We start from the raw sequence: 25,257 nt of genomic DNA, 5'->3' as shown, positions 1-25,257 counted from the left end.
CAACGATCTTTTGACGCATATCTAGGGAGTAGGGTTTCATTTTTCTCTTTTTTACCACCTCTACTACTGTACCTAATCGTTAAGCAAAGTGCTGTAAGTGAATCAGGCATTTAATGCCAAAATTCAGAAGCAGACTATGGAATTAGCCCAAGTCAATTATATTTTGCCACTCACATACTTACCAATTACAAATTACCAATTACCCCTTTGATTGTTTCACTTCCAATACCTGCGCCAGTGAAACAAATTCTCCCACAAATTATGCTTAAAAGTGTTTCTGCCCAAGCGCTGCGACTCCCAAACAGCAGCAGTTTGACCATTAATTGCCGAAAAACTCGACCAAATATAAGGAAGTTCGGCGATCGCCTCAACCTTCATCCCGTGACGCACAGCCAAAGCGATCGCGTGAATCAACTCAGCAGCTTGCGGTCCCACAATACTCGCTCCCAAAATCTCCCCGTTGCGACGCCCGACAATCTTACAAAAACCAGTTGTATCCCCGGACATTTGAGCTCTTTCAACATTTTTGAAATATTCCCGACAAACAATCAGATCGTCTCCAAAACGACGCCTTGCTTGCGCTTCTGTCAAGCCAACTCTCGCTAACTGGGGATCAGAAAAAATCGCCCAAGGAATCCCGCGATAATCTATTTGAAACATTGGCAAAAACAAAGCATTTTTTAGAGCAACTGCTGCTTCGTAATTAGCGATGTGAGGGAACGGATAACCCCCAGCAACATCGCCGATCGCGTAAATGCGGTGATTAGTTGTTTGGAGCTTTTCATTTAAAATCACCCCCCGATCGCTGAATTTAACCTTAGCCACTTCGAGATTTAACGATGAAAAATTGTGTCCTCTACCCGCAGCCAGAAAAATCTCCTCAGCTTCGATCGCCCTTGGCCCTGCTTGAATCCACTTTTTACCCTCAATCACCCTAGCTTGAGTCACCTCAGTTGCAGTCAGAATCCGCACTCCTTCAGCTTCCATTCCAGCTTGCACCAAACCAGCAGCTTCCCGGTCTTCTTTAGCCAAAATGTGCGAACTTTTCACCACCAAAGTGACAGCAACCCCTAGCCGAGCAAAAGTTTGAGCCACTTCAACACCGCTGGGATCGGCACCGATTACAGCCAAACTTTTAGGCAACTGGGGAAGTTTTGCTAATTGCCCGACAGTTTCCGAAGTAAAAAAGCCAGCAGACGAAAGTCCTTCAATATTGGGAATCGCCGGCAAAGTTGGACAAGCTAGCAAATAACAGAGCGATCGCAATGAACGCCCACCTGCAACAAAAGCCAAATCCGGTTTCGCAACAAACTCGCCGTTGCCAAAAATAACATCAACCCCGCGAGCAGCCAAAAGGCCGAGAGAATCAATTTCTGACAAATTAGAAACAACATCATCTGCCCACTTTAGAACCCCGTCAAACCGCAATTTGAGCGGCATAGAGGAATTAGCGACTTCCCAGCGAAGTCCCAACTGCTGGCGGCTGATCTGCTGGGCAAAACGAGCAGCCTCCCTCAAAGTTTGGCTGTATCTCAAACCAAGGTCGATCGACTCTTTCCCCCCAGTAGGCAAATCTTGCGAATTACTTAGCGGTTCCACCAAAGCAACGCGGGCCGGGAAATTAGTTGCAGTCAAAGCAGCATAACGTCCGGCCGGAGTTCCACCAATAATCACTAAATCATAGTCAAGCATAAATAAAGAAGGCAGTAGTCATTAGTCATTAGTCAGTAGTCAGTAGTCATTAGTCATTAGTCAGTAGTCAGTAGTCATTAGTCATTAGTCATTAGTTTATGACGATCGGCGCGCGGGGTCAGAAACCCGGTTTCTTCCTAGATACTTCGCTGCCAAATCCAAGATTTATCAGAGAAACTGGGTTTCTTGGGAAGTGCGCTCGAACGACCAATAAAATCGGTTTGTCAACTGACAACAGACAACTGTAAACGGACAACTGACTAATGACTAATGACTAATGACTAATGACTTCTTTAAGTCCAGCAATCAGCCGCAGATTGTCCGCCCTAGAGCGCACAGCCACCCGAAAAAACCGATCGCCCAACTCAGGAAAACTCAAACAATCCCGAATCAAAATCCGGTGTCGTTCCAACAGACTTTTTTGAATCGAAGAAACCGACATCGACGCCTTAACCAACAAGAAATTAGCCGCCCCGGCAAAAGGCTGCAAACCTGGCAAATTAGCCAAACCCTCAAATAGCTCTCGGCGAGCAACAGGCAGCCAATCCCAAGTTTGCTGCTCAAAAACAGTATCTCGCACCACAGCAGCAGCAGCAGCAGCAGCCAAAGCATTCACAGGCCAAGGATCGCGCAGTAACTGCCAGCGGCGCAGAATATCGGGATGGGCGATCGCGCAGCCCAACCGCAGTCCCGGCAGAGAATAGAATTTAGTGAGCGATCGTAAAATCACCAAATTAGGAAACTCCTCAACAGCATCGATCAAAGTTTCCTGCTCAGAAGGCGGTAGAAAGTCCATAAAGGCCTCATCCACCACCACCATACCGAACTGCTTCACATAAGGCAAAATCGCCTCCCTACCAAACAGCAAACCCGTAGGATTGTGCGGGTTGTTCAGGAGCAAACCTCGTCGATGATCGGCATCGAGAGCAAGAGGAACCGGGAGACGGAGAGAAGGGGAGACAAGGGAACGGTTAGAAACCGAAAAATCATCCGTTCCTAACCGGCTTCCAGCCTCTGCGTCCAACGATTCGAGTTCCAAAGGACATTTCAGCACCTGCGCGCCGAAAGCCGAAAGAGCCCGCCAGTAATCGCCAAAAGCCGGAGTCACCAAATAAGTCGCCTCCAGCTTCGACAAATCCCAAGCCGCCCAAGTCAACAATTCCGCCGAACCATTCCCCGGCAAAATCCAATCCCGGTCAACATTCAAAGCCTCCCCCAAAGCAGTCCTGAGCTCCCCATAATCCGGATCAGGGTAAGCCGTCAGACTGCTCAAGTGTGCTTGAATCGCAGCCAGGGCAGACTCAGGAGGGCCCAAAGGACTGATACTCGCAGAAAAATCGAGAATAGCAGAGGGAGGGCAGCCTGCCAGTGCGGCTGCCCAAGCTAAATTCCCACCGTGTACAGGTCTAATCAAGACTCAGTTCGCCAGTTATTCTGCGTTTTTCGGCGGTGCAACTCTGTCCTTAAACAACTTCCCTGCGGAAAATGCAGGAACTCTGGTTGCCGGGATTTCCATCTTGTCGCCAGTTTTGGGATTGCGACCCTCGCGGGCCTTGCGTTCCCGCGACTCAAACGAGCCAAAACCGACCAGCGTCACCTTGTCGCCATCGGAGACAGCTTCCATGATTGCTTCGAGGGCGGCACTCAAAACAGCATCTGCCTGTTTTTTCGTCACGCTAGCCTTTTCCGCGACTGCATCAACCAATTCACCTTTGTTCATTGCGAACTCCTTCTGGATTTGCAAAATTACGTTAAACAGAGTTAGTTCAACTATTAGCCGTGAGTTATCAACTGGATTGAGGTGTGGCTTGGGAGGTTTGGGTGGTTCCCGATTGCTCCCGTCCGCTTCCCCGAATCACAACTCCTGCTGAATACCAATTACCCTAGGATAATTGGTCAGAAAAGGAATTTTTGTTTCTAACTGCTGAAAACCCCACAGCATCTAATTTTCACTGCATTATTCTAAAGTCTTGCCGACCGTTATGGATCGGTGGAACCTTTAATTTATATGGATTTGGACAATTTTTTTAATTAATCCCAAAATTTAGGTAAAAAAATACCACCTTGGAGAGAAGATTTCTCGCCTCGGTGGATTTGAAAGCAGAAAAAAAGGAGAAATAGAAGGAATAAAATGTAATTTGTCAAGGGCTAAAGGAAAAGTCTTTTCATTCTTCCTTCTTCCTTTCCCATCTTTCTTTCCCCCGTGGGCAGGGCTGTTTCATTCTCCTGAAACCCGCCAGGGACTGAAACCCGCCAGGGACTGAAGTCCCTGTCTCATAGCTGAAGTCGTCTGAAGACGACTGAAAGAGTGATTGATAGTCTTCTTGCATAGGACTAATGAGTTCTTTAGTCCTTGGAAGCGAGGACTTTAGCTTTGAGGCAGGGGTTTCAACCCCTGTCGGACTGTCGGACTCAGGGGAAAGAGCGTGGAAAGTTGACAGCAAGGCATTTTTCCTTAGTTCCTACTGTCTCGGCTGGACGGGCTGACTGCGCTGCAACAGTTGGCGCGCGTCGGGACTAATGTTGTTTTGGTAGCCAAAGTTCGATCGATCGCTATCATCCAAAATCTGCGGAGTCAGCAATACAATCAACTCCGCTCGCTGGTTGGCCTTACTGGTGCTCCTGAACAGCGAACCGATAATCGGCAAATCTCCCAAAATCGGAATCTTGTTCGCTGTAACCCGTTCTTCGTCGCGGATAATCCCCGAAACAATCAAAGTCTGACCGTCCCGCAGGCGAATTAGCCCGGATTGCAACGATCGCTCGCCCAGCAGAGTGATACTATTGGCGTTCTCGCCAGTCGAAAGGATTTGAGTGTTGCCGGGTGTCCTGATAATCGGGTTCACCCGCAGAGAGACAAAACCGTTGTCGTCAATTCGATCGATCGCCACCCCCAACTGCAAACCAGCCCTGTCTTTGACAGCCGTCACCGTTTGGTTACTTGTATTTCCAGTAGTCTGCGTTTGCGATGTGATGTTAGTAATCACCTCATCAGTAATATTCACATTCGCCGTTTCTCCTTCTTGAACCACCAGAGTCGGATCGGTCAGGATTTTGGCATTCCGGCTCTGAATAGTTGCCTGCAACGCCGACAGGAACCTCCTCGGATACTGGAACAGCGGGAACAAGCCGAAATCTGCACTTCCCGAAGTGGTTGCCGATCCAGGCTCGTAATCCGTAATTCCAACTCGCGTAGGGTCATTAGTAATTGGGGCTGTGGGCCGGAGGAACACACCTTTGGCGGCGGTATCGAGACCTTGACCTGTCAACGGCACGATACGCCGGCCGTTCGCATCGTAGAAAACGTCCCCCTCTACTGGATTGGGGACGATCGGTCGAGGATTTATGCCACCCGTGTCCCCAAACTGCCTGGTAGGAGGGGCGCTGCCGCCAAAATTGAGACTTGCTACTCCGTCGTCATTGACAAAGAAATTGTTATTAATTCCGAAAGAGAAACTGCTGCTACTTTGGTTGTCTCCCAACAAGTTGATATCGATCACCTTGACGTTGACAGCGACTTGACGGCGGCGCAAATCTAGCTGTGTCAAGAAAGCCACAGCCATGTCAACTTTGCGCGGGTCGCCCACCAAAGTGATGGAATTGAGCCTTGCATCCGCCAGCACCGACAGTCCCCTCAGCAAGAGCGGCCCGGTGCCTTGGGTAGCGCCGATCGCCTTAATGTCCGGTTCCCTAATTTCCACATCCCGCGCCGCATTTCCCTGGCCCACGCTTTGAATCGTCACCCGAGTAATCGGCAGTTGACTTTCCGCGCCTTGAGCGCTCAAAAAGTTAGCTGCATCCGTAGACCGAACTTGATTGAGCCGCAGAGTCCGAATGATAATATTGCGTGAGTCGATCGGCAGCGAAGTACCGACAAAAATCGTCCGCCCCTGCCGGTTAGCTTGCAGCCCGCTGAGCCGCAGCACATAATTAAAAACATCTTGCACCGACTCATTTTCGATGTCCAAAGAAATCTTCGGCCCTTCATCTGAGCCGGAGGCTCCCGGCTGACCAGGCACTGCGGGCTGGCCCGGTTGAGCAGAGGCCCCGCCGCCTGTAAAAGCAATGTTCAAGCCAGCAGCGCGGGCCAGCAGAGCCAAAACGTCCCGGACTGGGGCATCCCGCAGCACCAAGCGGGGGATGCGTTCTCCCGAACTCAGTTCAATATTTCCCGCACCGGGGGCGATGTTAGACACTGCGATATCTCCCAAGGGCGGAGCAACGGCCCGCTGTTGGAAAGGTGCAGCCTGATTGCTTTGAGATTGAATCTCGCTGGGGAGGGGCGGGCGATCGTTCCTGGTAACAGTAACTTCGGGATTTGGCAGCATCACGCCTGGGGTTTGCGACGTGCGGACTTGGGGAGCAGGCCGGGGAGCGGTTTGGCTCAGCGGCAGTCCCGGAGGCGGCGGAGGTGCAGTTTGGGCAGACTGTGCTGTACCGCCCTGTCCGGCAACGCTAAGGACGATGCTTTGGCCTTGTCCCGGCACAATTTGTCCGTTGGGAACTCCGTTGGTGCCCGCCACCACAACGCGGATGCTGTTAGCCTCTACCTGGCTGATTTCTACTGAAGAAATGCCCGGAGCGGGGTTATCTTGACGGAAGCTGTTGCCTTGTGGCAAGCGGAGCTGGGTGTTGATAATTGTGGCTTGGTAAGTATTGCCGTTATTGATGGCGAAAACTTGCGGGCGATCGCCCTTTTCTGTCGCCATGACAATATTTATGCCATTATTAGCTTGACTTACTTGCACTCCTGTGACTTGAGTCGGCACTGCCAAGACGGGGGCTTGGGCGATCAGAACTCCTGCAACGCTGCATAAGAGTCCTCCACTTAACCGTAGATGCTGTTTCACGTTCTCTCCTCAACTACACTGTGTTATTTTTTGTTCGCAGTCTTTTGTCGCTAGCTGCTAAACTGACTAAAATATTCAAGGGTTCGAGCCTTTTTGAAGAAGGAAGAATTTATGCCCTTTTCGATTTTCTATTTTCGATTGGGAATAACTGATGACATCAGGGTTAGAAGCTATCCTACAGCAATCCTCGCATCATTTGTGGGTTTCTTACTCCCTCCCCTTTGTAAGGGAAGGGTTGGGGTGGGGTAAAAAATTACGACTCCTGCAAGGATTGCTATACAGTTTCATTACTTTTTGAAACTGGTATTAGAAGAAATTTGGTTTTAGAGAAAATTTTTGATTGCCCTATAAAAAATATTTTTGTGGCATTCATAATTTTTTGACTTCTACCTTCAATCTTCCAATTTCAACCTTCTGCCTTCTCCCTTCTTGTGAAAGAGCGAGTTTGGAACAATAGCTAATATCTATCCGCCAAACTACCGCTACTTAGCACCAGGACTCGGAGCCGGAGTTGGCGGTTTTTCTTCTTGCTTTAACGGCAGCAGGGCGTGCAAGTCAAAAGCAGTTTTAATTTTAGTTGGTGGCTGCTCTACAGGAACTATTTTCCCTTTCAAAAAATCAACTTCAATTGGCTGATTTGATGCTAGCAATTCAGATTTCAAATTCCTAACTACCAACAGGGACTGCATCAACTCCAAGTTACGCATAAAATTGCGGGTTTGAGCGAAAGTGCCTTCAAACTCTACCTTAAATTTTTTGCGTCTGAGCTTGCCAGCCAGGGACGGTCCGAAGGACGTATCCCTGAGAATATCAGGGTCTCCAGCTCCCGGCGCGGCGGTTGCTGCTGCTGGCGGCATATCGGGCTCAAATTTGGTAATTTTAGCCTTGAGGTCATCTCCTTGCACGCCGGCGTTGATTCTATTAACGAGTTGGGTCATGTCAAGCAAAAGCGTGTTGGCGCTGGCGTCGCTGGCAAACATTGCCGTCACGTTGGCCCGGCGCTGTTTTGCTTCTTCTTGCTTGGCTTCTGCTTCTGCCTTTTTTTGAATTTGAGTTTGCAATTGCAGTTGTGTTTGCTTGCTTTCGCTAATTTTTTGCTTGGATGCGTCGGCTTTTTGGAATTCCGGGAGTACGAACTGGTAGCCGAGGCCGCCGGCAAGGAGGAGGCCGAGAACCGCGATGCCGATTGCTTGGACTTGGGGTGTCAGCTTAATGCCGAATATTTCCTGAGCCCCTGTCTCTTCTGCTTGTGCGCCGCTGGGAATAAACTGATTTGCTGTCATTGTTTTTTCACCTCTGGTTTTTGTGTTTCTAGCACTCCTTTTTCTTGAAGTGTTTCTATCCGTATTGCGAGCCCGTCTGCTTGCTTGCTTCGCAGCTCGGGGAGCAACTCGGAGGCCCCCGTCGGGCTGAGCGTCGTTTCAATTTTATATTCCACCACCGGTCGCAGTTTGGGAAGTTCTGCTGGTGCTGCGTTTTGGTTACGCACTTGTAATTGTGCGGGGTTGTTTTTTAATGTGGCCGCTATCAGTTTGGTATCGGTGTTAAGGAAGAAAGGAGAGCGCTGGACTAGCAACATAAAGTCGTTAACTTGAGCAAAGGTACTGGCTATCCCTGAAATTTGTACTTTTGATGCCTGCTGCGGGACGACGGGCGGGGGAGCAGCGGCCGGGGTGGGGCTGGCTGGAGACGGACTCGCCCCTGGGGAGGCGGCGGGGGTTGCTGCGGGGGGTGGGGGTGCTGCTGCAACGGGGGAGGGACTTGGGTCGATTTGCTCGATTTTGTTAATTTGCACTCCCGCCGGAGTACGGGCACTGAGGTCTTGCAGCATCGCCGACCAAGGTTTAATTTGGTCGAATACTCCAGCTAATGCTTTGTATTCGGCGGTAACTTGGTCGGTTTCGGCGTTGATGGCTTTGATGGTGCTGGCTTGAGTATTTAACTTTGCCAGTTCTGCATCGATGGTTGCTTGTTCTTTGGCCAAGTTGGTATTTTCGTTAGTCGCCCACCACCAGGCGCCCATGACTGCGGCGACGATGCCAATGGCAAACAGCGTCGCCCCATATAAGGGCAGTTGGTCTTTGGCTCCACCTGAACTTTTTTTAGCTGGGCTTTTGGCTGCAACGGGTTTGTAGTCGGGACGGTCGTTGAGAAAATTAATATCTAGGCTGTACATGGCTTCACTCGATTTTATAGCAGAAGGAAGAAGGCACAAGGTAGAAGGTAGAAGGTAGAAGGTAGAAGGTAGAAGGCACGAGGTAGAAGGTAGAAGGAAAAAGTGATCTACCGCTTATGTTTCAGCAATTAAGAAGGTACTAACAGTCTTGGCTGTTGCTATAGATTTAAATGGGAAATTTTAGATTTTAGACAGAACCCAAGATTGCTGGTACAAGTGAAGGATTTATTTAGGGAAGAAAGAAACAACTTTCTGCCTTCTACTGAAGGAAGGGGCTGCTTCTACCTCAGATATATTCTACCTTTTACCTTCTACCTTCTACCTCCACTATTCTACCTTCTGCTTTCTGCCTTCTTCTTTTGGAAGGGGCTTTTACCTAAAATTTTCAAATCGGTTTTTCTCTCATCTACAACTGTTAGGTCACATAACCTCCCTTAGTCCTAAACCTAGGGCGACTCCTAAACCTGCTCGCTGTTCTGGGGTAATTTCTTGGCTGATTTCTAGCCCTAGAGTTTCGATGGGATCGACTTGAGATGCGGGCAAGCTTAATCTTTGCATAAAAAATTCGTCTAGTTTGCCGATCGCAGCTCCCGGACCCGCTAGCAGCAGTTGCGCTACTTCGAGTTCTTCGCTCTGGTTGAGGTAAAAGTCTACTGAGCGGCGCAGTTCGTCTGCTAGTTCTCCCAATACTTTTATCATCGCATTTGTGCCGGGATTGGCGTCTCCCGATGCCCCCATTGTATCTGTGACTGGCAGGGTCATGCCTTGCAGTTCGCTGGTGTCTCTGGTTGGTGGCAGGTTCATGGCTTGGTTGAGGGCGGTCTGGATTTGGTAGGTGCCGATCGGGATGGTACGGTTGAACTGAGGTATGCCGTCCACTACTATAGCTAACTCGGTGCTGTCAAATTCTATGGCGGTGAGAACAGCAGCTTCTTGGGACGAAAATTGTTGCAGTTGGTCTTTGAGGGTGCGGATGAGGGCAAAGCTGGTTACTTCTAGTACGTCTATAATCAGTCCGGCTTCTTTGAATGTTTCGATGTATGTGTCGGTAACTTCTCTGCGGGTTGCTACTAAGACGACTTGCACTTTTTCTACTCCATCGTCATCTACAAAAAGGCCTATTTTTTGATAGTCTACGTCGGCGTCTTCTCTGGGAAACGGCAAGTACAGTCCTGCTTCTGCGTTCATGTAATCCCGCAGTTCTTCTTCGTTGAGCTCTGCTGGAACTGGGATGAGGCGGATGACGGCTTCGCGGCCAGGAATGGCTGTGGCTACTCGCTTGGCTTTGATTTTGTTGTCCGCGAGGACGGCGCGTATTAGTTCTGCCATTCCCGGCGGATCGACTATTTGTCCTTCTTGTACATAGTCTTCTGGAACTTCTATTGAGGCTAGGATGCCTAATTTTAATGCCTGAGCTTTCTTTTCGAGCTGAATGATGTTGATGCGGTCTGGGGCTATTTCGATCCCGATTCCTGGCTGGCGTTGGGAAAGTAGACCTTTGAAAAAGTTAACCATGTGATTGGGTCGCCGATAATTGCTATTTTTTTCTTTTGTAGTTGGCCAGCCTGATTCAGCGCGGCCCGTGTTGGAGGGTTGGTTTCCAACGGCCGCAAGAGTGCTGTAATCTCGGTATCCCGCCGTAGCTACGCAGCTCCGTCTGTGTTGCGCGATCGCTAGTTCCGATTTTATGCTATCCAATTTACTTGACAATAGCTATTCTGCTGCGAATGTCAACAAATTCCAGCTCGATTGACCGAAAACCAGCCGATTCTGCACAAAAACAGACTATCTCGCTCCTGGGTCCAGGTACAAAACTCTGTTACTGACTCGATCGCGCTTGATTCTGGCGATCTCTTTTTTGTCTAACGGTTCCCATAACTCTCAAATTTTATTCTATGAAACGTAAATCTTGGCAACTGTTTGCTGTTTTTGGACTGGTGGGGCTGCTGCTGGCAGCGGTGGTGAGTTGCGGCAAGCCGGCTGTTAATTCCCAGGCAAATAATACGCAGGAAATCGAGTTCTGGACTATGCAGCTTCAACCTCAGTTTACTGAGTATTTCAACAAGACGATCGCCGGTTTTGAAGCGGAAAATCCGGGGGTGAAGGTGCGCTGGGTGGACGTTCCTTGGTCGGCGATGGAAAGCAAGATTTTGGGGGCTGTTTCGGCGAAAACTGCGCCGGATGTGGTTAACCTCAATCCCGATTTTGCTTCGCTGTTGGCGGGACGCAATGCTTGGCTGGATTTGGATTCTCGAATTCCGCAGCAAGTTCGATCGACCTATCTGCCAAATATCTGGAAAGCTGGCGTACTCGACGGCAAGAGTTTTGGCATTCCTTGGTATCTCACGACTGGGGTGACAATTTACAATACGGAGTTGTTGAAGAAGGCGGGAATTGCTAAGCCTCCGGCTACTTATGCCGAGTTGGCAACTGTTGCCAAGCAGGTGAAGGAAAAGACTGGTAAGTTTGCTTTTTTTGTGACTTTTGTGCCGGAAGATTCGGCGGAAGTTTTGCAATCTTTCGTGCAGATGGGTGTGCCTTTGATTGACGCTAAAGGCAAGGCGGCTTTTAATACTGATAAGGGCAAGGCTGTTTTTCAGTATTGGGTAGATTTGTACAAAAACGGACTTTTGCCGCAGGATGTTTTGGTGCAGGGACATCGCAGGGCGATCGAGCTTTATCAAGCTGGGGAAACTACTTTGTTGGCTTCCGGCCCTCAGTTTTTGAAGGCGATTGCTGAGAATGCTCCGAGTATTGGTGCTGTTTCGGCTGCTGCGCCTCAAATTACGGGGGAAACAGGTAAGAAGACTGTGGCGGTGATGAATTTGGTTGTGCCTCGCGACAGCAAGCGCCCTGATGATGCTGTCAAGTTTGCTCTGTACGTCACTAATTCTCAAAATCAGTTGGCTTTTGCTAAGGCTGCTAATGTTTTGCCTTCTACGGTTGAGGCTTTGCAGGACGATTATTTTAAGAGCGTTCCGACTGATGCTCCTGCTGCCGATCAAGCTCGGGTTGTTAGTGCTTCTGGGTTGAGTTCCGCCGAGCTATTGATTCCGCCTTTGAAGGATGTTAAGAAGCTGCAAAAGGCGATTTATGACAATTTGCAGGCGGCAATGTTGGATGAGAAGTCGGTAGACCAAGCTGTTGCTGATGCGGCTAAGGCTTGGGATCAAAGGTAGTTTTTAATTGAAGCTGGGGCGGGATTTTTTTTGATCTCGCCCCTTGCTTTTTTCTGCCACTTGACGTATTATTAAATAATGGGAATCTGTGCCGCCATATATAGGCAAATATATAAGCTTTTAAGTTATTATCGAATGATGAAATTACCGCCTCTTCACAACGCGGAGTCAGAGGAGAACTCTGCATAAGTCAATCTCGACTATTTTAGACGTAAATGTTTGTTGATAAGAACGATCGCTCATCCCAGGAACCGGGTTTATTTATCCCGTGCGAGCCTCTTTCTCAATTAAGCTTGATTGATGATTTGTACGAAGATAGCCTGAATTCGTCAAATATTCAGAAATTTGATTTGTGTTAAAATCAAAGCTCAGATAGGAATAGGAGAACATTCTTATGCCAGCGATGACACTCAAAGATTTAAACCAAGTTCAAACCCTTTTTTCCGAAGCGGGTTTAGATTACAAAATTGAACTAGACAACGGGAGACTTTCAATTGTGGGACCATCAGACATCGTATCCAGTGAAATCAGTAGCCGTCTCATCGCCTTTCTTTTCGCTTGGATAAATCCCCGTCGCTTGGGGAGAGTCTTTGACTCCGCAGGCGGTTTCATCATGCCGGATACGAATGTCAAAGCACCTGATGTTTCTTTTGTGCGCGCCGCCCGCTTGCGCCAAAGTCCGCGTTATTTTGGAGAACTTGTCCCCGATTTGGTGGTTGAGATTAAATCTCAGAGCGATCGCATTAAGCCTATAGAAACCAAGGTTTTGAAGTTTATAGAGCTGGGTGCGATCGTCGGAATTCTGATCGATCCTGATGAAGAAACAGTGACTATTTATCGCTCTACAGGTGAACCGATTGTTTTAGGAAATGGCGATATCTTAACAGTAGCAGAACTTTTTCCCGGTTGGGAATTGCCCGTTTCTGAATTGTGGCCTCCTATCTTTACGGAGGAAGAAACACAATTCTGATGCGTTTAAGCTTGGGATTGTTGTTGTTGCAGAAAATAGCCGACGAGATAAAGCGAACCGCAAAGGATTGTTAGGTTGTCACCTGTAACAGCAGCATCTAAAGCTGTTGTTAAGTCGGGGAAGGCTTGACAGAGTGTTAATTCGGGACAGATAATTTGAGCGAGGGTGGCTAATTCTGCGGGGGATGATGAGTTTGGATCGGGTACGGGTACTAGGTAAAGTCGATCGCCCTTTTTGAGTAATGCTTTCAAAATATCATCGCAGTCTTTAGTCGCAAGAATGCCGATTACCCAGCTAATCGGTGACGGGTGATTGTTCAGGCGATCGACATATTCACGCAGGGCGATCGCGGCGGCGGGGTTGTGCGCGCCATCAATTAATATATTGCGGTTTTTCCAAGTTGTCTGCTGGAGTCTTCCGGGCCATTGGGTTTTGGCGATACCGTTTTCAATGGCGGTTGGGGAAATTTGCCATCCTTGGTTTTGGAGAATTTGCAAAGTTGCGATCGCAATTGCTGAATTCATTAGTTGAATTTTTCCCAGCAGCGGCAATTGATATTTTATTTTAACCGCATTTTGATTTAACTGATATTCTGCGAATCCTTGTCCTAAATCTATTGCTGGTTTTACCCAAGTTGCCGGACAGTCTAATTCTTGAATGCGTTTTTCTACTACTATTCTAGCTGATTCTGGCAATTCTCCGATAACTGCCGGACATTTTTCTTTAAGAATTCCCGCTTTTTCCCCAGCAATATCGGCGACGGTGGGGCCGAGTATTTGCCAGTGTTCAAGACTGATAGAAGTAATGACGCTCGCGAGAGGTTTTTCGCAAACGTTAGTCGCGTCTAATCTACCGCCCAATCCAGTTTCTATGACTGCGATGTCTGTTTTTTGTTCGGCGAAATACAGCCAAGCTGCTGCGGTGATTATTTCAAATTGAGTGGGAGTTTCGGTGTTGTTTTCGGTAGCGGCGACAACTCGTTCTAGACACTGTTGCAATTCTGTTGGGGAAATCGGTTTTTGGTTGATGCAAATTCTTTCTGTCCAATCGATTAGGTGCGGGGATGTGTAGCGTCCAACTCGATAGCCTGCTTCTGTTAGTACGGAAGAGAGATAAGCGCAAACGGAACCTTTGCCATTGGTGCCGGCAATGTGGATAATGGGTACTTGTTGGTGGGGGTTGTCTAGTTTTTGGAGAAGTTGGTGAATTCTTTCTAAGCCGAGGTGCACGCCGAAATGTTGGTAGGATTGGAGGATGGATTCTGCATTCATTGAGGATGATAAGTTCTGTTTGTGTGTGAATTATATTTTTTTATTAACCGCAGAGGGCGCAGAGGGCGCAGAGTGAGAGAAGAAAGAGATAGATATCTAAGAAAAGAGAGGTTTATAATTGATTTAGTGTATTTGTTGCGGATGAAAAAAGGTGGCTTTAGATATTATCTCTCTGTTTTCTGGTTGTGGGGGGTTGGATTTGGGTTTTCGGTTCGCTGGCTTTAATGCGGTTTGGGCGAATGAATATGATAAGTCTATTTGGGATACCTACGAGTTTAATCATCCTGAAACTATTTTAGATCGCAGAGATATCAGAAAAATCAAATCTGATGAAATTCCCAAATGTATTGGGATAATTGGCGGGCCTCCTTGTCAAAGTTGGAGTGAAGCCGGGGCGAAACGGGGGATTGATGACAGTCGGGGTCAACTTTTTTGGGAGTATATCAGAATTGTGCGGGACAAGCAGCCTCTGTTTTTTTTAGCTGAGAATGTTAGCGGTATTTTGGCTGGCAGAAACAAGGATGCTTTCAATTATATATTATCGCAGTTTGAGGACATCGGATATCGGGTTTCGTACAAGTTGTTGAATGCTAGACATTTTGGTGTTCCGCAAGATAGGCAAAGGGTGATTGTTGTTGGCTATCGGGAAACTCTGGGTTTTGGTTTTGAGTTTCCCGAACCTGGAATCGAGGTTTTGACGCTGAAAGATGCGATTTTTGATTTGCAGGCGATCGCCCCTATGTCAGTTAAGGGTAAATTAGATAATTATCACGATTATGTCAAAAATCACGAATGTGCGGATTTGGGGTTTTCGAGCATTTATATGTCGCGCAATCGAGTTAGAAGTTGGTCAGAACCTTCTTTTACAATTCAGGCAAGTGGCAGACACGCACCTCTCCATCCTCAAGCTAGTAAAATGATTTTGGTTGGTAAAGACAAACGCATTTTTGACCCCAATTCACCTCAGCCTTACCGTCGGCTTTCTGTGCGAGAGTGCGCGAGAGTTCAGACTTTCCCGGATAATTTTATTTTTAAGTATAAGTATATTGCTGATGGATACAAAATGGTCGGCAATGCTGTTCCTGTGAATTTGGCTAGAGTTTTGGCAAGTAAGATTTGTGCGGATATTGTCATAGGGCATTAGTGTCAACTTAAGCCGGCCATCTACCAGTCGCCAGGGAATGAATTCCACGGGGCTTGCGAAAGTCCTCGCTATGAAGACTAATCTCGAATCCCGTTGACATCAGAATTATTCATCTCTCCCTTCTCTTCCTCTGTGTCCTCTGTGTCCTCTGTGGTTTCATCATTCCGAATTATCTGTCATTGAAACTTGGTTAACTCGCCGAGGTTCTGCTGAATCGCATTTGTCCCGCGAATATGAGACAATGGAGAACCTCCGTACAAAAAGCTATTCAAACTAACTTGATAATTTTGCTGAACAGCTAAATCTAGCCACAAATTGTTAATCGCATCTCCTTGTTTGTAGTCTGGAATATTGTGCTGATAGTAAGGAAAACTGTCTATACAAGTATTGAAAAAGTTCTTGCGCCCGCAATGTTTTAAATACTGATATCGCGGTTTGAATTCTGTTTGATTTTCCAATACTGTATATATAGTATCTGCGAGAGATTCCGGGTCAAATTTGGCGTAAAGACCCGCACCTTCGGGGAAAACAGGCGAGTTTCCTCTGGCGTATTGGTTGAATTCTTCAAAACAAATTACTGGTACGTTGCAACTCATTGCTTCGGTAATTCCCCGGTTTTTTCCTTCGAGGAGGGAACCGAGGACGAATGCTTGGGCTCGCGAATAATATGTGGGGATTTCGCTGTAGTAGTCTACTCTTGGTACTAAGTTAATGTAGTCGGAGGGATTGTCTAAAATTGCCTCGACTTGTTGCCATTCTTGTAAGGCGTACTGGTCGAGAGTTTTTAGGTTTCTAGCATCAAATTCGTGGCCGGTGACTACTGTTAATTTAATCGGTTTTTGCGGATATTTTTGGCGGTAAACTTTTAAGGCTTTGGCTATGATTGGCAAATTTTTTTCTTCGGAAATTCGGGCGACGGCGAGGAGGTCGATGTCTTTTGCGGGGACGTTGCGCGGGGAAATTAAGTATTCGTTGATGAAGTCGGTGTCTTGCAGTGGTATGATTGGTTTGTGGGCGCGATCGACATAAGTTTCGCGAAACCACTTTTCTCGCTGTGGGTTTTTGTATAAGCTGGAGTAGGCGTCAGCTATGGGGGCCCAGGAGTAGGAGATTCCGGGGGAATAGGTGAAGGAGAAAAATACTGATGAAAGTTGGGGAAATAGTTTGTTTATGAGTTCGACTGCTTCGCTGAAGTAAATTCCTTTGATGAAACGCCCTTCATAAAACAGTGGGGGAAGCAAGACGTAGAAACTTACGGTATCGAAGCGGTGGGGTTGGTCTTCAAATATCTCCCAGGTAAAGGCGTCTAAGTCTGCATAAATTTCGGCGATTGGTTTGTTGATGTGGGGGTTGCGTAAATATGGTTTTTGTCGATCGTAGTTTCCGCGTACCATATAATTCTGAGTGTGAGTATCTAGCTTTTTTTATTTAACCGCAGAGGGCGCAGAGGGCGCAGAGAAGAAGAGAGATTTCACAACTCATCCACGGGTTTTTCTAATGATTCATTGTCGCCAATTGTGAGGGCGAGTTGGTAGATTTGGCGGCGGGGGAGGGATGTTTGTTGCGCTAGCTGGCGGCTGGCTTGGGAACGACTTATGCCTTCTGCAATTAATGTTTGCAATTCTGCTTTGATGGCGTCTTCAGAAAATATTGGTGCGGCTGTTTGGATGCCGGCAATTAGGAGGGTAAATTCTCCCTGGGGTTCGCGATTGCTGTAAAGCTCGATCGCACTTTCTATACTACCACGCCAAAACTCTTCGTGCATTTTAGTTAACTCTCTCGCCAGCACAATCTGTCTGTCGCTTCCCAAAGTAGTTGCTAAATCTTGTAAAGTTTGCCGCAATCGGTGCGGAGATTCATATAATATTATAGTGCGGGATTCTATTTGTAAAGCTTCTAAACTCTGTTGGCGTTCTTGACCTTTCACGGGTAAGAAACCTTCAAATACAAATCTTTCTGTGGGTAATCCTGATGCAGTTATGCCAACAATGCAGGCGGTCGGGCCGGGAATCGGAATAATGTTAATATTAGCATCGGCGCAGGCTTTGACTAACTCGTATCCGGGGTCAGAAATTCCCGGCATTCCGGCATCGGTGACGAGGGCGATATCTTTGCCTAAAAGCAGTTTGTCGATGAGTTCGGGGAGTCGCTGGTTTTGGTTGTGTTCGTGATAGCTGATTTGGGGAGTTTTGATTTGAAAATGGTGCAAGAGTTTGCCTGTATGGCGGGTATCTTCGGCGGCGATGAAGTCTACTTTTTGCAAGATTTTGATGGCGCGAAATGTCATGTCTTCCAGGTTGCCGATCGGGGTTCCTACGATGTAAAATGTTCCTGTGGTGGGATTTGCTTGCATTTTAAGATTGGGATTTTTTAACCGCAGATGAACGCGGATTAACGCAGATATGAAAACGGGATTATTCTTGGGATTGGCGACTTTAGATTTAGTTTATTTGGCAGGGAAGCCTCCGGGTGAAAATCAGAAAGTTGTTGCTTCTGATTGTACCATTGCTGCGGGCGGGCCGGCGGCAAATGCTGCGGTCACTTTTAGCTATTTGGGGAATGCGGCGGTATTAGCGGGCGTTTTGGGCACTCACGCGATCGCCCAATTAATTCGTGCAGACTTAGCGGAGTATAATGTCAGGATAATTGATTTGGAACCGGGGCGATCACACTCGCCGCCAGTTTCCTCGATTATTGTAACTGAAGCAACGGGCGATCGATCGGTAATTTCCATCAATGCTACGAAATCGCAAGTTGACAGTCAAACAATTAACCAGGATATTTTAACATCCGTTAATATTGTACTGGTTGACGGACATCAAATCGCAGCCAGCCAAGAAATTGCTCAACTTGCCAAGTCAAAAAACATTCCCATTGTCCTCGACGGTGGCAGTTGGAAACCCGGATTAGAGGAAATCTTACCTTTTATTGAATGGGCGGTATGTTCGGATAACTTTCATCCACCAGACTGCGACAATTCCGAACAAGTCTTTGCTTACTTGTCAGCCGCAGGAATTCCCAATATTGCCATCACTCGCGGCGAAAAATCAATTTCATACCTCAGCAATGGCACTTACGGCACTATAGAAGTACCTCAAATTCAAGCCACAGACACTTTAGGCGCTGGCGACATCTTTCACGGGGCTTTCTGTCACTACATTTTGCAAAATAACTTTACCGATACTCTCACCGCTGCATCTAAAATCGCTTCCCATTCCTGCAAAAGCTTCGGAACCCGCGCCTGGATGAATAAGAGTTAATTTTAAATTAAAATTAACCAAACTATCCGGTTAAAACCGCTCAAAGCTAGAAAACTTGAACTGGCAACACTTGTTGAGTTAAAATCCTGACAGCAACCTCGACAAAATTTGTGAAATTCTCTCTTCTCTTCCTTCGCGCCCTTAGCGCCTTCGCGGTTCGTTAACAAAATTGCTATATTAGTAAGACAAGTTAAAGTCACACAAAACACTCCCAAAACAACATACCCGAATCATGTCTGACACCCAACCTCTAACTATCACCCTTCCCCCTTTGCGGATTACCCTAACAGAACAGCAGCAAGTTAACCTAGAATGGCTGACACAAAATTTGCCCAATCTACTCACCCCAAGCAAACAAGAACTTCCCGACAATATGAAACAGTGGGTGGCGGCTAACAAATTATTAAATCAACCCGATGCAGAAATCATTCAAGGACTAATAAATACCGGCATAGATGCGGAAACAGCCACCGCAGAAGTTAGGGAAATATCATCTCATCCCTACTTTCAAGCAGGTAGTCAGTACGTGCAGTTATTGCAGAAATTAGAATCGCATCTCAGGATTAGCAATCAATTAGCTGCATTGTCTTCCAAGTTTGGCACAATCGAACGCAAAAGCAGCCTTTCTAGAGAGTATTTTCTCGAAAACTACTATGCAAAAAATACTCCAGTAATTATTACCAATATTATGCACAACTGGAAAGCGTTGCAGTTGTGGACGCCGGAGTATTTACAGCAAAAATATGGCGATGCAGAGGTACAAATTCAAGCCAACCGCAACTCTGACCCAAATTACGAAATCAAGATAGAAAATCACAAAAAAATTGTTTTGTTCCGCAAATATGTAGAGATGGTGGTCAAGGGCGGGCCTAGCAACGACTACTACATGGTTGCTAACAACCAAACTCTGGAAAGAGAGGAATTTAAACCCTTATTCAACGACATTGAAATTTTCCCTGAATACCTCAATCCAACGGATACAAAAGGCAGAGTTTTCTTTTGGTTCGGGCCCAAAGGCACGATTACACCGCTGCACCATGACCCAGTTAATTTAATTTTAGCTCAAGTGTCTGGTCGCAAACTAATTAAGTTGATTTCTCCGCAACAAACACCTCTGCTTTATAATCACGTCGGAGTTTTCAGCAAGGTGGACGGCGAAAATCCGGATTATGACAAATACCCACTTTACAGAGATGCGAAAATTATTGAAGTGATTTTGGAACCGGGAGAAGCTATCTTTATTCCTGTCGGTTGGTGGCACCATGTAAAATCATTGGAGGTTAGTATTTCGGTTTCTTTTACTAATTTTGTGTTTCCTAATTATTATGAATGGAAATATCCTCATATTAATTGGTAATTGCTAATGTATGGTTCCCCGGGGCGGGCACGGGGACACCGCCCCTACAGAAATCTGCGTTAATCGGCGTTCATCTGCGGTTCACAAACAAGAAACTCATGAAAACTCTCGAAGAAATCAGCGAAATTGCCCGATCGATCGCCTGGAGTGCATCAGATATCCTACAATCCTATTATCGCCAGGATTCCAACACTCCTAACCTCGACATCCAAGAGAAAAAAGATGGCCCCGTCACCGCCGCCGATGTCGCTGTCAATTCTTACATCCTAGACGAATTGCAATCGGCTTTAGGGAATGCAGAATTTGGCTATCTCAGCGAAGAAACTTACAAATCTTATTTAGAAACTAACGGTCAAATTCCCTTACCTCAAAGTTGGGTTTGGATTATTGACCCGTTGGATGGAACGCGAGATTTTATTGACAGGACAGGTGAATTTGCAGTTCATATTGCTTTAGCGTTCGAGGGAAGATCGGTATTAGCAGTTGTGGCTTGGCCCCAGCAGCAAAAGATTTATTACGCGGTGCAAGATGCTGGCGCTTTTATGGAAAGTCGGGACGGTTCTGCTGTCAAATTGCAGGTTTCGGCGCGAAATATAGTGGCAGATTTATCTATAGTAACTAGCCGCAGCCACCGGGGCGATCGCTTTAATCAATTGTTACAAAAACTGCCTTGTCAAAATCAAATAGCTGTCGGCAGTATCGGCTGTAAAATTGCGACAATTGTCGAACAAAAGGCTGATGTTTATATTGCGCTTTCGGGAAAGTCTGCGCCCAAAGATTGGGATTTAGCGGCGCCCGAATTAATTTTGACTGAAGCGGGCGGTCAATTTACTCGTTTTGACGGTTCTACTTTGCAATATAACCGGGGAGATGTGAGTCAGTGGGGGGGATTGTTGGCGAGTAATGGTTGCTGTCACGCTGCTTTGTGCGGGCAAGCTGAGCAGATTTTAGCGGGGATAGATGGGGGTTTGAAGTAAGTCCGTGAAGCGAAGCTATCCCGTAGGGAATCACTCGTAAAGATGGTAACGAATAAGTTTTAGGGGCGGGTTTTACTAAAAATAATTGCCTAATACCAATTATCTCCTAAACCCGTCCCCACCCTTGCCCGAAAGTCCGCCAGGGTTGAAACGAACTGCCCAACCGCATCGCAGATATCTATCAAAAATCCCGTTCTTAATATTTCAGTCTCATTACACTTGCAATTGAAGTGTTTTTGTGTTATCTAATCTGCCTCAGAATGGCTCATCCGTAATATTACTTAATAAATTCCCCCATCTTTATCAAAACTTTAAATAAAAAGGTGTTTATAAAGAAAAGTTTATATAGATTTTCATAAAAAACAGTTATGGTTACTACAACCTTCAGAAATGTTTCGGACGCAAGTGGCGAAACAGGGAAATTATTGTCTTTTTTTAGCTATCAATAGGTGTATTATGCCAAATTTAAATAATCAAGTTTCACCAAGTGCGATCGCCTTTATCGACACTCAAGTAGAAAATTATCAAAGTTTAGTCGCCGGGGTAAAAGCGGGTACGGAAGTAGTCGTTTTGGATGGGAATAAAGATGCGATCGACCAAATTACTCAAATTTTAGCTCTTCGTACCAATATTGACAGCATTCACATCGTTTCTCACGGTGCTCCGGGTAGCTTGCAATTGGGTAATGGCTGCTTGAGTGCAGATAATGTGGAAACTTATTCCGAGAAATTGCAGCAGTGGCGGAGTGCTTTAACTGTTGATGCGGACATTCTGATTTACGGTTGTAATGTCGCATCAGCCTCTGGCGCTTACCCGAAAGTCCGCCAGGGAATGAATTCCCCGGCTCAAAGCTCAAGTCGGTTGAAACCGACTGCTTACCCGAAAGTCCGCCAGGGAATGAATTCCCCGGCTCAAAGCTCAAGTCGGTTGAAACCGACTGGAAACAACCTCAATAAACAGTCCTCTTCAGAGGACTTTCGCTATGAGACGGGGGTTTCAACCCCCGGCGGATCGGATGAATACGCCATAGATGATAAATACGCCATAGATAATGAACACGCCAGAGATATAGACGGTGTAGCCTTCATCCAACGAATTGCCCAACTCACAAATACAAACGTTGCAGCTTCCCAAAATCTCACCGGAAGTGTAGCAAAGGGCGGCGACTGGGAACTGGAAGTCAGAACCGGGAAAATAGAAACGCCGCTGGTATTTGAACCCGAAGTGTTAGCGGGTTACGAGTATGTTTTGAATAGTTTTGATGCAGCTACAAATTTTGGCGCAGGGTCAAGTCCCAAAGGTATTAATGTAGGGGATTTCAACGCTGATACTTTCCCAGACTTGGTAGTAACCAACCAGAATGACGATAACGTTTCAATTTTGTTAGGGAATGGCACAGGTGGTTTTGGCACAGCTACCAATTTTGCCGTAGGTTCAAGTCCGCTTTACGTCACTTCGGGACTATTTAACGATGACAACTTCCCCGACTTAGCAGTAGTAAATAGTAGTAATATCTCAATTCTGTTAGCAAATGGCACTGGTGGCTTCTATGTAGGCAATGATTTCAATGTGGGTAATACTCCCCTTTCAATAGCTGTCGGAAACTTTAACGCGGACACTTTCCTCGATTTAGTGGTGGTAAACGCTAACCCTCAAGGTGCTTCTGGTAGCGTCTCAATTTTGTTGGGAAACGGTGCTGGCAGCTTTGGTGCTGCCACTAATTTCAATGTTGGTGCGATTCCGGCTGACGTTGTTGTAGGCAACTTTAACGCTGACAGTTTCGCCGACTTAGCCGTTGCCAACGGCCTCTCTAATAATGTCTCAATTCTGTTAGGAAATGGCACGGGCGGATTTGGTGCAGCTACTAACTTTGGGGTTGAGCAAGGTCCAAATTCGATCGCAAGTGGGGACTTTAACGGAGACAATTTCCTCGACTTAGCCACAGCTAACGGCGGTTCTAACAGTGTGTCAATTCTATTGGGAAATGGCACTGGCGGCTTTGGCCCGGCTACTACTGTTAACGCAGGGGCAGGGCTTAACGGCATTGTGGTGAATGACTTTAGCGGAGACGGCATACTTGACTTAGCAGTAACAGGAACCAGCGGCGCTGCAATTTTAGTAGGCAATGGCAGTGGCGGTTTTAGTGCACCCATTAACTTTGCTGCGGGAACAAGTCCAGCGTCCATTATTGCCGGCAACTTTAATGGTGACACTCTCCCGGATTTGGCAATTGCGAACAGCGGTTCAGATAACGTTTCTGTTTTGCTAAATACACCCAATACGGTATCCTTCGTTCCTCCCCAAATAGGCAACACTTACAACGTCACTGAAGGCACGACCGACACAATAATTGATGTCCCGGTTACTATCAGCGGTGGCACTCCCTTAAGTGCTGTAACTGTACCAATTGTCATCGACCCCAGTAGCACAGCTACTCAAGATACAGACTACACTCTTTCAACTACATCCCTTACTTTCTCTGCCGGCACTACTACTCTCACCCAGAATATTGCAGTAACTATTAAAGCTGACAATATCGTTGACAGTAACGAACAGTTAGTTCTCAATTTGGGTGCGATTACAGGCGGTGTTGCCGGCGGTACGAGTCAAGTGACACTGGCAATACTGGATAGGAATAGTTCTTACTCAATTGTCGCAGACAATCCCACCGTTACCGAAGGAAATTCCGGCGCTACTCCTGCCACATTTACTATTACTCGCAGCGGCAGCACGGAACTTTGGAGTACAGTAGATTATGCGATTACCAGCACTGCGACAAACGGCACTGATTACAACAATATCGGCGGCACTTCTGGGGCAACTGCTGCCACTGGTAAAATCAGTTTTGCTGCGGGCGAAACCTCCAAAAATATTACTTTGGATGTGTTGGGAGATGGCAATATAGAACCGGATGAAACTGTTGCTATTACTTTATCAAATTCAGTTTCACCGGGTGGCGCACCGACTATTGCGACGGCTACCGCTACCACAACTATTACTAATGATGATACTGCCGGCATCACAGTCAGTCCAAAGGGAATATCAACAACCGAAGCTGGCGGAAAGGCAGAGTTTACTGTCAAATTAAACGCTGCACCAACTGCTGACGTTACCATCGGTTTGAGAAGTGACAATCTTGCCGAAGGAACAGTTTCCACTAATAGCTTAACTTTCACTTCTGCTAACTACAATGAACCGCAAACAATAACAGTGAGTGGTGTTGACGATTTGGTAGCTGATGGCCCTCAACCTTACAAAATTGTCACGGCTGCTGCTGTGAGTACCGATCCTAATTTCAATAACCTCGATCCTGATGATGTGACTGTCACCAACAGTGACAATGAAACTCCGGGAATTACAGTGAATCCGACGGCGGGATTAACTACTGGTGAAGATGGCACCAAGGCTAACTTTACTGTGGTTTTGAATACTCAGCCGACTGCTGATGTGACTATCGGTTTGATCAGTGACAATGTTGCCGAGGGAACAGTTTCGACTAATAGCTTAACTTTCACTCCGGCTAACTGGAATACAGCGCAGCCGGTAACAGTAACAGGGCTTAACGATAGCATTGGTGACGGCGATATTGACTACAAGATTATCACGGCGGCTACTGTTAGTACAGATCCGAATTACAGCGCCAAAGATGTAGCGGATGTTAGTCTTAGCAATAAAGACGATGATACGGCTGGTATTTCTATTACTCCCACGGCAACAACTGCTACAGAAGGCGGGGCGACGGGCAGTTATGCGATCGAGTTAACGTCGGAGCCGATCGCGCCTGTTACCATTAATTTTAATGCCGGAAGTGAAATAAATGCGATCGCCCCTGTTATCTTTGACAGCACAAATTGGAATGTTGCCAAAACAGTCACTGTCACCGCTACCGACGATAGCAAAGCCGAAGGTACGCACAGCGGTACGATCGCTCACACTGTTACCAGTAACGACACTAAGTATAGCGGTCAGACCATTCAGGATGTAAATGTAGCGATTACCGACAACGACACAGCAGGTGTCAGCATTACACCTACGAGCACAACTGCTACAGAAGGCGGCGCGGATGGCAGTTATACAGTCAAACTCAACAGCCAGCCGAGCGCCTCTGTTACTATCACTCTCACAACAGGTAATCAGATTCAGGCGATCGCTGATGTTACTTTTGACTCTACTAACTGGAATGTGGCGAAACCAGTGACTGTAACGGCGAAAGACGATGCGGTTTTTGAAGGAAATCATAGAGGCAGTATTTCTCATACGGCCCAGAGTGCTGATAGTAAGTATAGTGCGATCGCGATTCCGGGCGTGACAGTGGCGATCGCTGATAACGATTTAGCGCCAGAACCGATCGGCGGTGGTGGCACTGTAGCAGAACCGGGCG

General features: G+C 46.9%; 17 protein-coding genes. 7 read left to right on the top strand and 10 right to left on the bottom strand.

Features of this window, described 5'->3' with window-relative positions:
* Positions 1-216 precede the first annotated feature (216 nt).
* From QUB44_RS08035 to pilM, 7 genes are all read right to left on the bottom strand, one after another.
* Entirely contained in the window at positions 217-1,692 is a 1,476-nt protein-coding gene (locus QUB44_RS08035) for an NAD(P)/FAD-dependent oxidoreductase (RefSeq protein ID WP_333365286.1), read from the bottom strand.
* Between the two features lie 274 nt (positions 1,693-1,966).
* Positions 1,967-3,106, bottom strand: coding sequence for a threonine-phosphate decarboxylase CobD (gene cobD / locus QUB44_RS08030; protein WP_333365283.1), 1,140 nt, complete (start codon positions 3,104-3,106; stop codon positions 1,967-1,969).
* 15 nt (positions 3,107-3,121) lie between these two features.
* Positions 3,122-3,430, bottom strand: a complete 309-nt coding sequence (locus tag QUB44_RS08025) for an HU family DNA-binding protein (RefSeq protein WP_278187376.1) — start codon at positions 3,428-3,430, stop codon at positions 3,122-3,124.
* Positions 3,431-4,154: 724 nt separating this feature from the next.
* Entirely contained in the window at positions 4,155-6,542 is a 2,388-nt protein-coding gene (locus tag QUB44_RS08020) for an AMIN domain-containing protein (RefSeq protein WP_333365280.1), read from the bottom strand.
* Positions 6,543-7,024: 482 nt separating this feature from the next.
* Positions 7,025-7,825: a pilus assembly protein PilO gene (locus tag QUB44_RS08015; protein WP_333365277.1), complete on the bottom strand. Its 801-nt coding sequence runs from the start codon at positions 7,823-7,825 to the stop codon at positions 7,025-7,027.
* Positions 7,822-8,718: a PilN domain-containing protein gene (locus QUB44_RS08010; protein WP_333365275.1), complete on the bottom strand. Its 897-nt coding sequence runs from the start codon at positions 8,716-8,718 to the stop codon at positions 7,822-7,824. The genes QUB44_RS08015 and QUB44_RS08010 overlap by 4 nt, the downstream gene beginning before the upstream one ends.
* A gap of 420 nt (positions 8,719-9,138) precedes the next feature.
* On the bottom strand, positions 9,139-10,233 hold the full coding sequence (gene pilM / locus QUB44_RS08005; protein WP_333160910.1) for a type IV pilus assembly protein PilM: 1,095 nt from the start codon (positions 10,231-10,233) through the stop codon (positions 9,139-9,141).
* Positions 10,234-10,613: 380 nt separating this feature from the next.
* On the opposite strand from pilM, the gene QUB44_RS08000 reads away from it, so the two are divergent.
* Both QUB44_RS08000 and QUB44_RS07995 read left to right on the top strand, forming a co-directional pair.
* Positions 10,614-11,897 (top strand): sugar ABC transporter substrate-binding protein, encoded by a 1,284-nt coding sequence (locus QUB44_RS08000; RefSeq protein ID WP_333365272.1) that lies wholly within the window; start codon positions 10,614-10,616, stop codon positions 11,895-11,897.
* Between the two features lie 394 nt (positions 11,898-12,291).
* Positions 12,292-12,867 carry a Uma2 family endonuclease gene (locus QUB44_RS07995; protein WP_333365269.1) on the top strand — a complete coding sequence of 192 codons (576 nt, stop codon included), beginning with the start codon at positions 12,292-12,294 and terminating at the stop codon, positions 12,865-12,867.
* A 5-nt stretch (positions 12,868-12,872) separates the two neighbouring features.
* Here QUB44_RS07995 and QUB44_RS07990 read toward each other — a convergent pair whose 3' ends face one another.
* On the bottom strand, positions 12,873-14,138 hold the full coding sequence (locus tag QUB44_RS07990) for a folylpolyglutamate synthase/dihydrofolate synthase family protein (RefSeq protein WP_333160696.1): 1,266 nt from the start codon (positions 14,136-14,138) through the stop codon (positions 12,873-12,875).
* A 151-nt stretch (positions 14,139-14,289) separates the two neighbouring features.
* On the opposite strand from QUB44_RS07990, the gene QUB44_RS07985 reads away from it, so the two are divergent.
* The gene (locus QUB44_RS07985) at positions 14,290-15,282 is read left to right on the top strand and encodes a DNA cytosine methyltransferase (RefSeq protein ID WP_333160694.1); all 993 of its coding nucleotides are present in this window, start codon (positions 14,290-14,292) and stop codon (positions 15,280-15,282) included.
* A gap of 176 nt (positions 15,283-15,458) precedes the next feature.
* Here the strand turns inward: QUB44_RS07985 and QUB44_RS07980 are convergent, their stop codons facing one another.
* Positions 15,459-16,676 carry a glycosyltransferase gene (locus QUB44_RS07980; RefSeq protein ID WP_333160692.1) on the bottom strand — a complete coding sequence of 406 codons (1,218 nt, stop codon included), beginning with the start codon at positions 16,674-16,676 and terminating at the stop codon, positions 15,459-15,461.
* Positions 16,677-16,753: 77 nt separating this feature from the next.
* Positions 16,754-17,635, bottom strand: coding sequence for a 16S rRNA (cytidine(1402)-2'-O)-methyltransferase (rsmI, locus tag QUB44_RS07975; RefSeq protein WP_333160690.1), 882 nt, complete (start codon positions 17,633-17,635; stop codon positions 16,754-16,756).
* A gap of 49 nt (positions 17,636-17,684) precedes the next feature.
* Here rsmI and QUB44_RS07970 point away from each other — a divergent pair, with 49 nt between their 5' ends.
* The 4 genes from QUB44_RS07970 to QUB44_RS07955 all read left to right on the top strand — a co-directional run.
* Positions 17,685-18,542, top strand: a complete 858-nt coding sequence (locus QUB44_RS07970; RefSeq protein ID WP_333160688.1) for a PfkB family carbohydrate kinase — start codon at positions 17,685-17,687, stop codon at positions 18,540-18,542.
* 232 nt (positions 18,543-18,774) lie between these two features.
* Positions 18,775-19,899, top strand: coding sequence for a cupin-like domain-containing protein (locus QUB44_RS07965; RefSeq protein ID WP_333160686.1), 1,125 nt, complete (start codon positions 18,775-18,777; stop codon positions 19,897-19,899).
* Between the two features lie 98 nt (positions 19,900-19,997).
* Positions 19,998-20,876, top strand: a complete 879-nt coding sequence (locus tag QUB44_RS07960) for an inositol monophosphatase family protein (protein ID WP_333365265.1) — start codon at positions 19,998-20,000, stop codon at positions 20,874-20,876.
* A gap of 456 nt (positions 20,877-21,332) precedes the next feature.
* On the top strand, positions 21,333-25,257 hold a 3,925-nt coding region (locus tag QUB44_RS07955), incomplete at its 3' end, for a DUF4347 domain-containing protein (protein ID WP_333365262.1).

The sequence above is a fragment of the Microcoleus sp. AT3-D2 genome, assembly GCF_036705715.1.
Taxonomy (GTDB): Bacteria; Cyanobacteriota; Cyanobacteriia; order Cyanobacteriales; family Microcoleaceae; genus Microcoleus.
This window is presented reverse-complemented; position numbering and strand designations above follow the sequence as displayed.

What these genes read in the sequence shown, in the direction of transcription:
- QUB44_RS08035 (WP_333365286.1), bottom strand. Translation starts at nt 1,692, where the DNA reads ATGCTTGACTATGATTTAGTGATTATTGGTGGAACTCCGGCCGGACGT.
- QUB44_RS08015 (WP_333365277.1), bottom strand. Translation starts at nt 7,825, where the DNA reads ATGACAGCAAATCAGTTTATTCCCAGCGGCGCACAAGCAGAAGAGACA.
- QUB44_RS08010 (WP_333365275.1), bottom strand. Translation starts at nt 8,718, where the DNA reads ATGTACAGCCTAGATATTAATTTTCTCAACGACCGTCCCGACTACAAA.
- pilM (WP_333160910.1), bottom strand. Translation starts at nt 10,233, where the DNA reads ATGGTTAACTTTTTCAAAGGTCTACTTTCCCAACGCCAGCCAGGAATC.
- QUB44_RS08000 (WP_333365272.1), top strand. Translation starts at nt 10,614, where the DNA reads ATGAAACGTAAATCTTGGCAACTGTTTGCTGTTTTTGGACTGGTGGGG.
- QUB44_RS07995 (WP_333365269.1), top strand. Translation starts at nt 12,292, where the DNA reads ATGCCAGCGATGACACTCAAAGATTTAAACCAAGTTCAAACCCTTTTT.
- QUB44_RS07990 (WP_333160696.1), bottom strand. Translation starts at nt 14,138, where the DNA reads ATGAATGCAGAATCCATCCTCCAATCCTACCAACATTTCGGCGTGCAC.
- QUB44_RS07980 (WP_333160692.1), bottom strand. Translation starts at nt 16,676, where the DNA reads ATGGTACGCGGAAACTACGATCGACAAAAACCATATTTACGCAACCCC.
- rsmI (WP_333160690.1), bottom strand. Translation starts at nt 17,635, where the DNA reads ATGCAAGCAAATCCCACCACAGGAACATTTTACATCGTAGGAACCCCG.
- QUB44_RS07970 (WP_333160688.1), top strand. Translation starts at nt 17,685, where the DNA reads ATGAAAACGGGATTATTCTTGGGATTGGCGACTTTAGATTTAGTTTAT.
- QUB44_RS07965 (WP_333160686.1), top strand. Translation starts at nt 18,775, where the DNA reads ATGTCTGACACCCAACCTCTAACTATCACCCTTCCCCCTTTGCGGATT.
- QUB44_RS07960 (WP_333365265.1), top strand. Translation starts at nt 19,998, where the DNA reads ATGAAAACTCTCGAAGAAATCAGCGAAATTGCCCGATCGATCGCCTGG.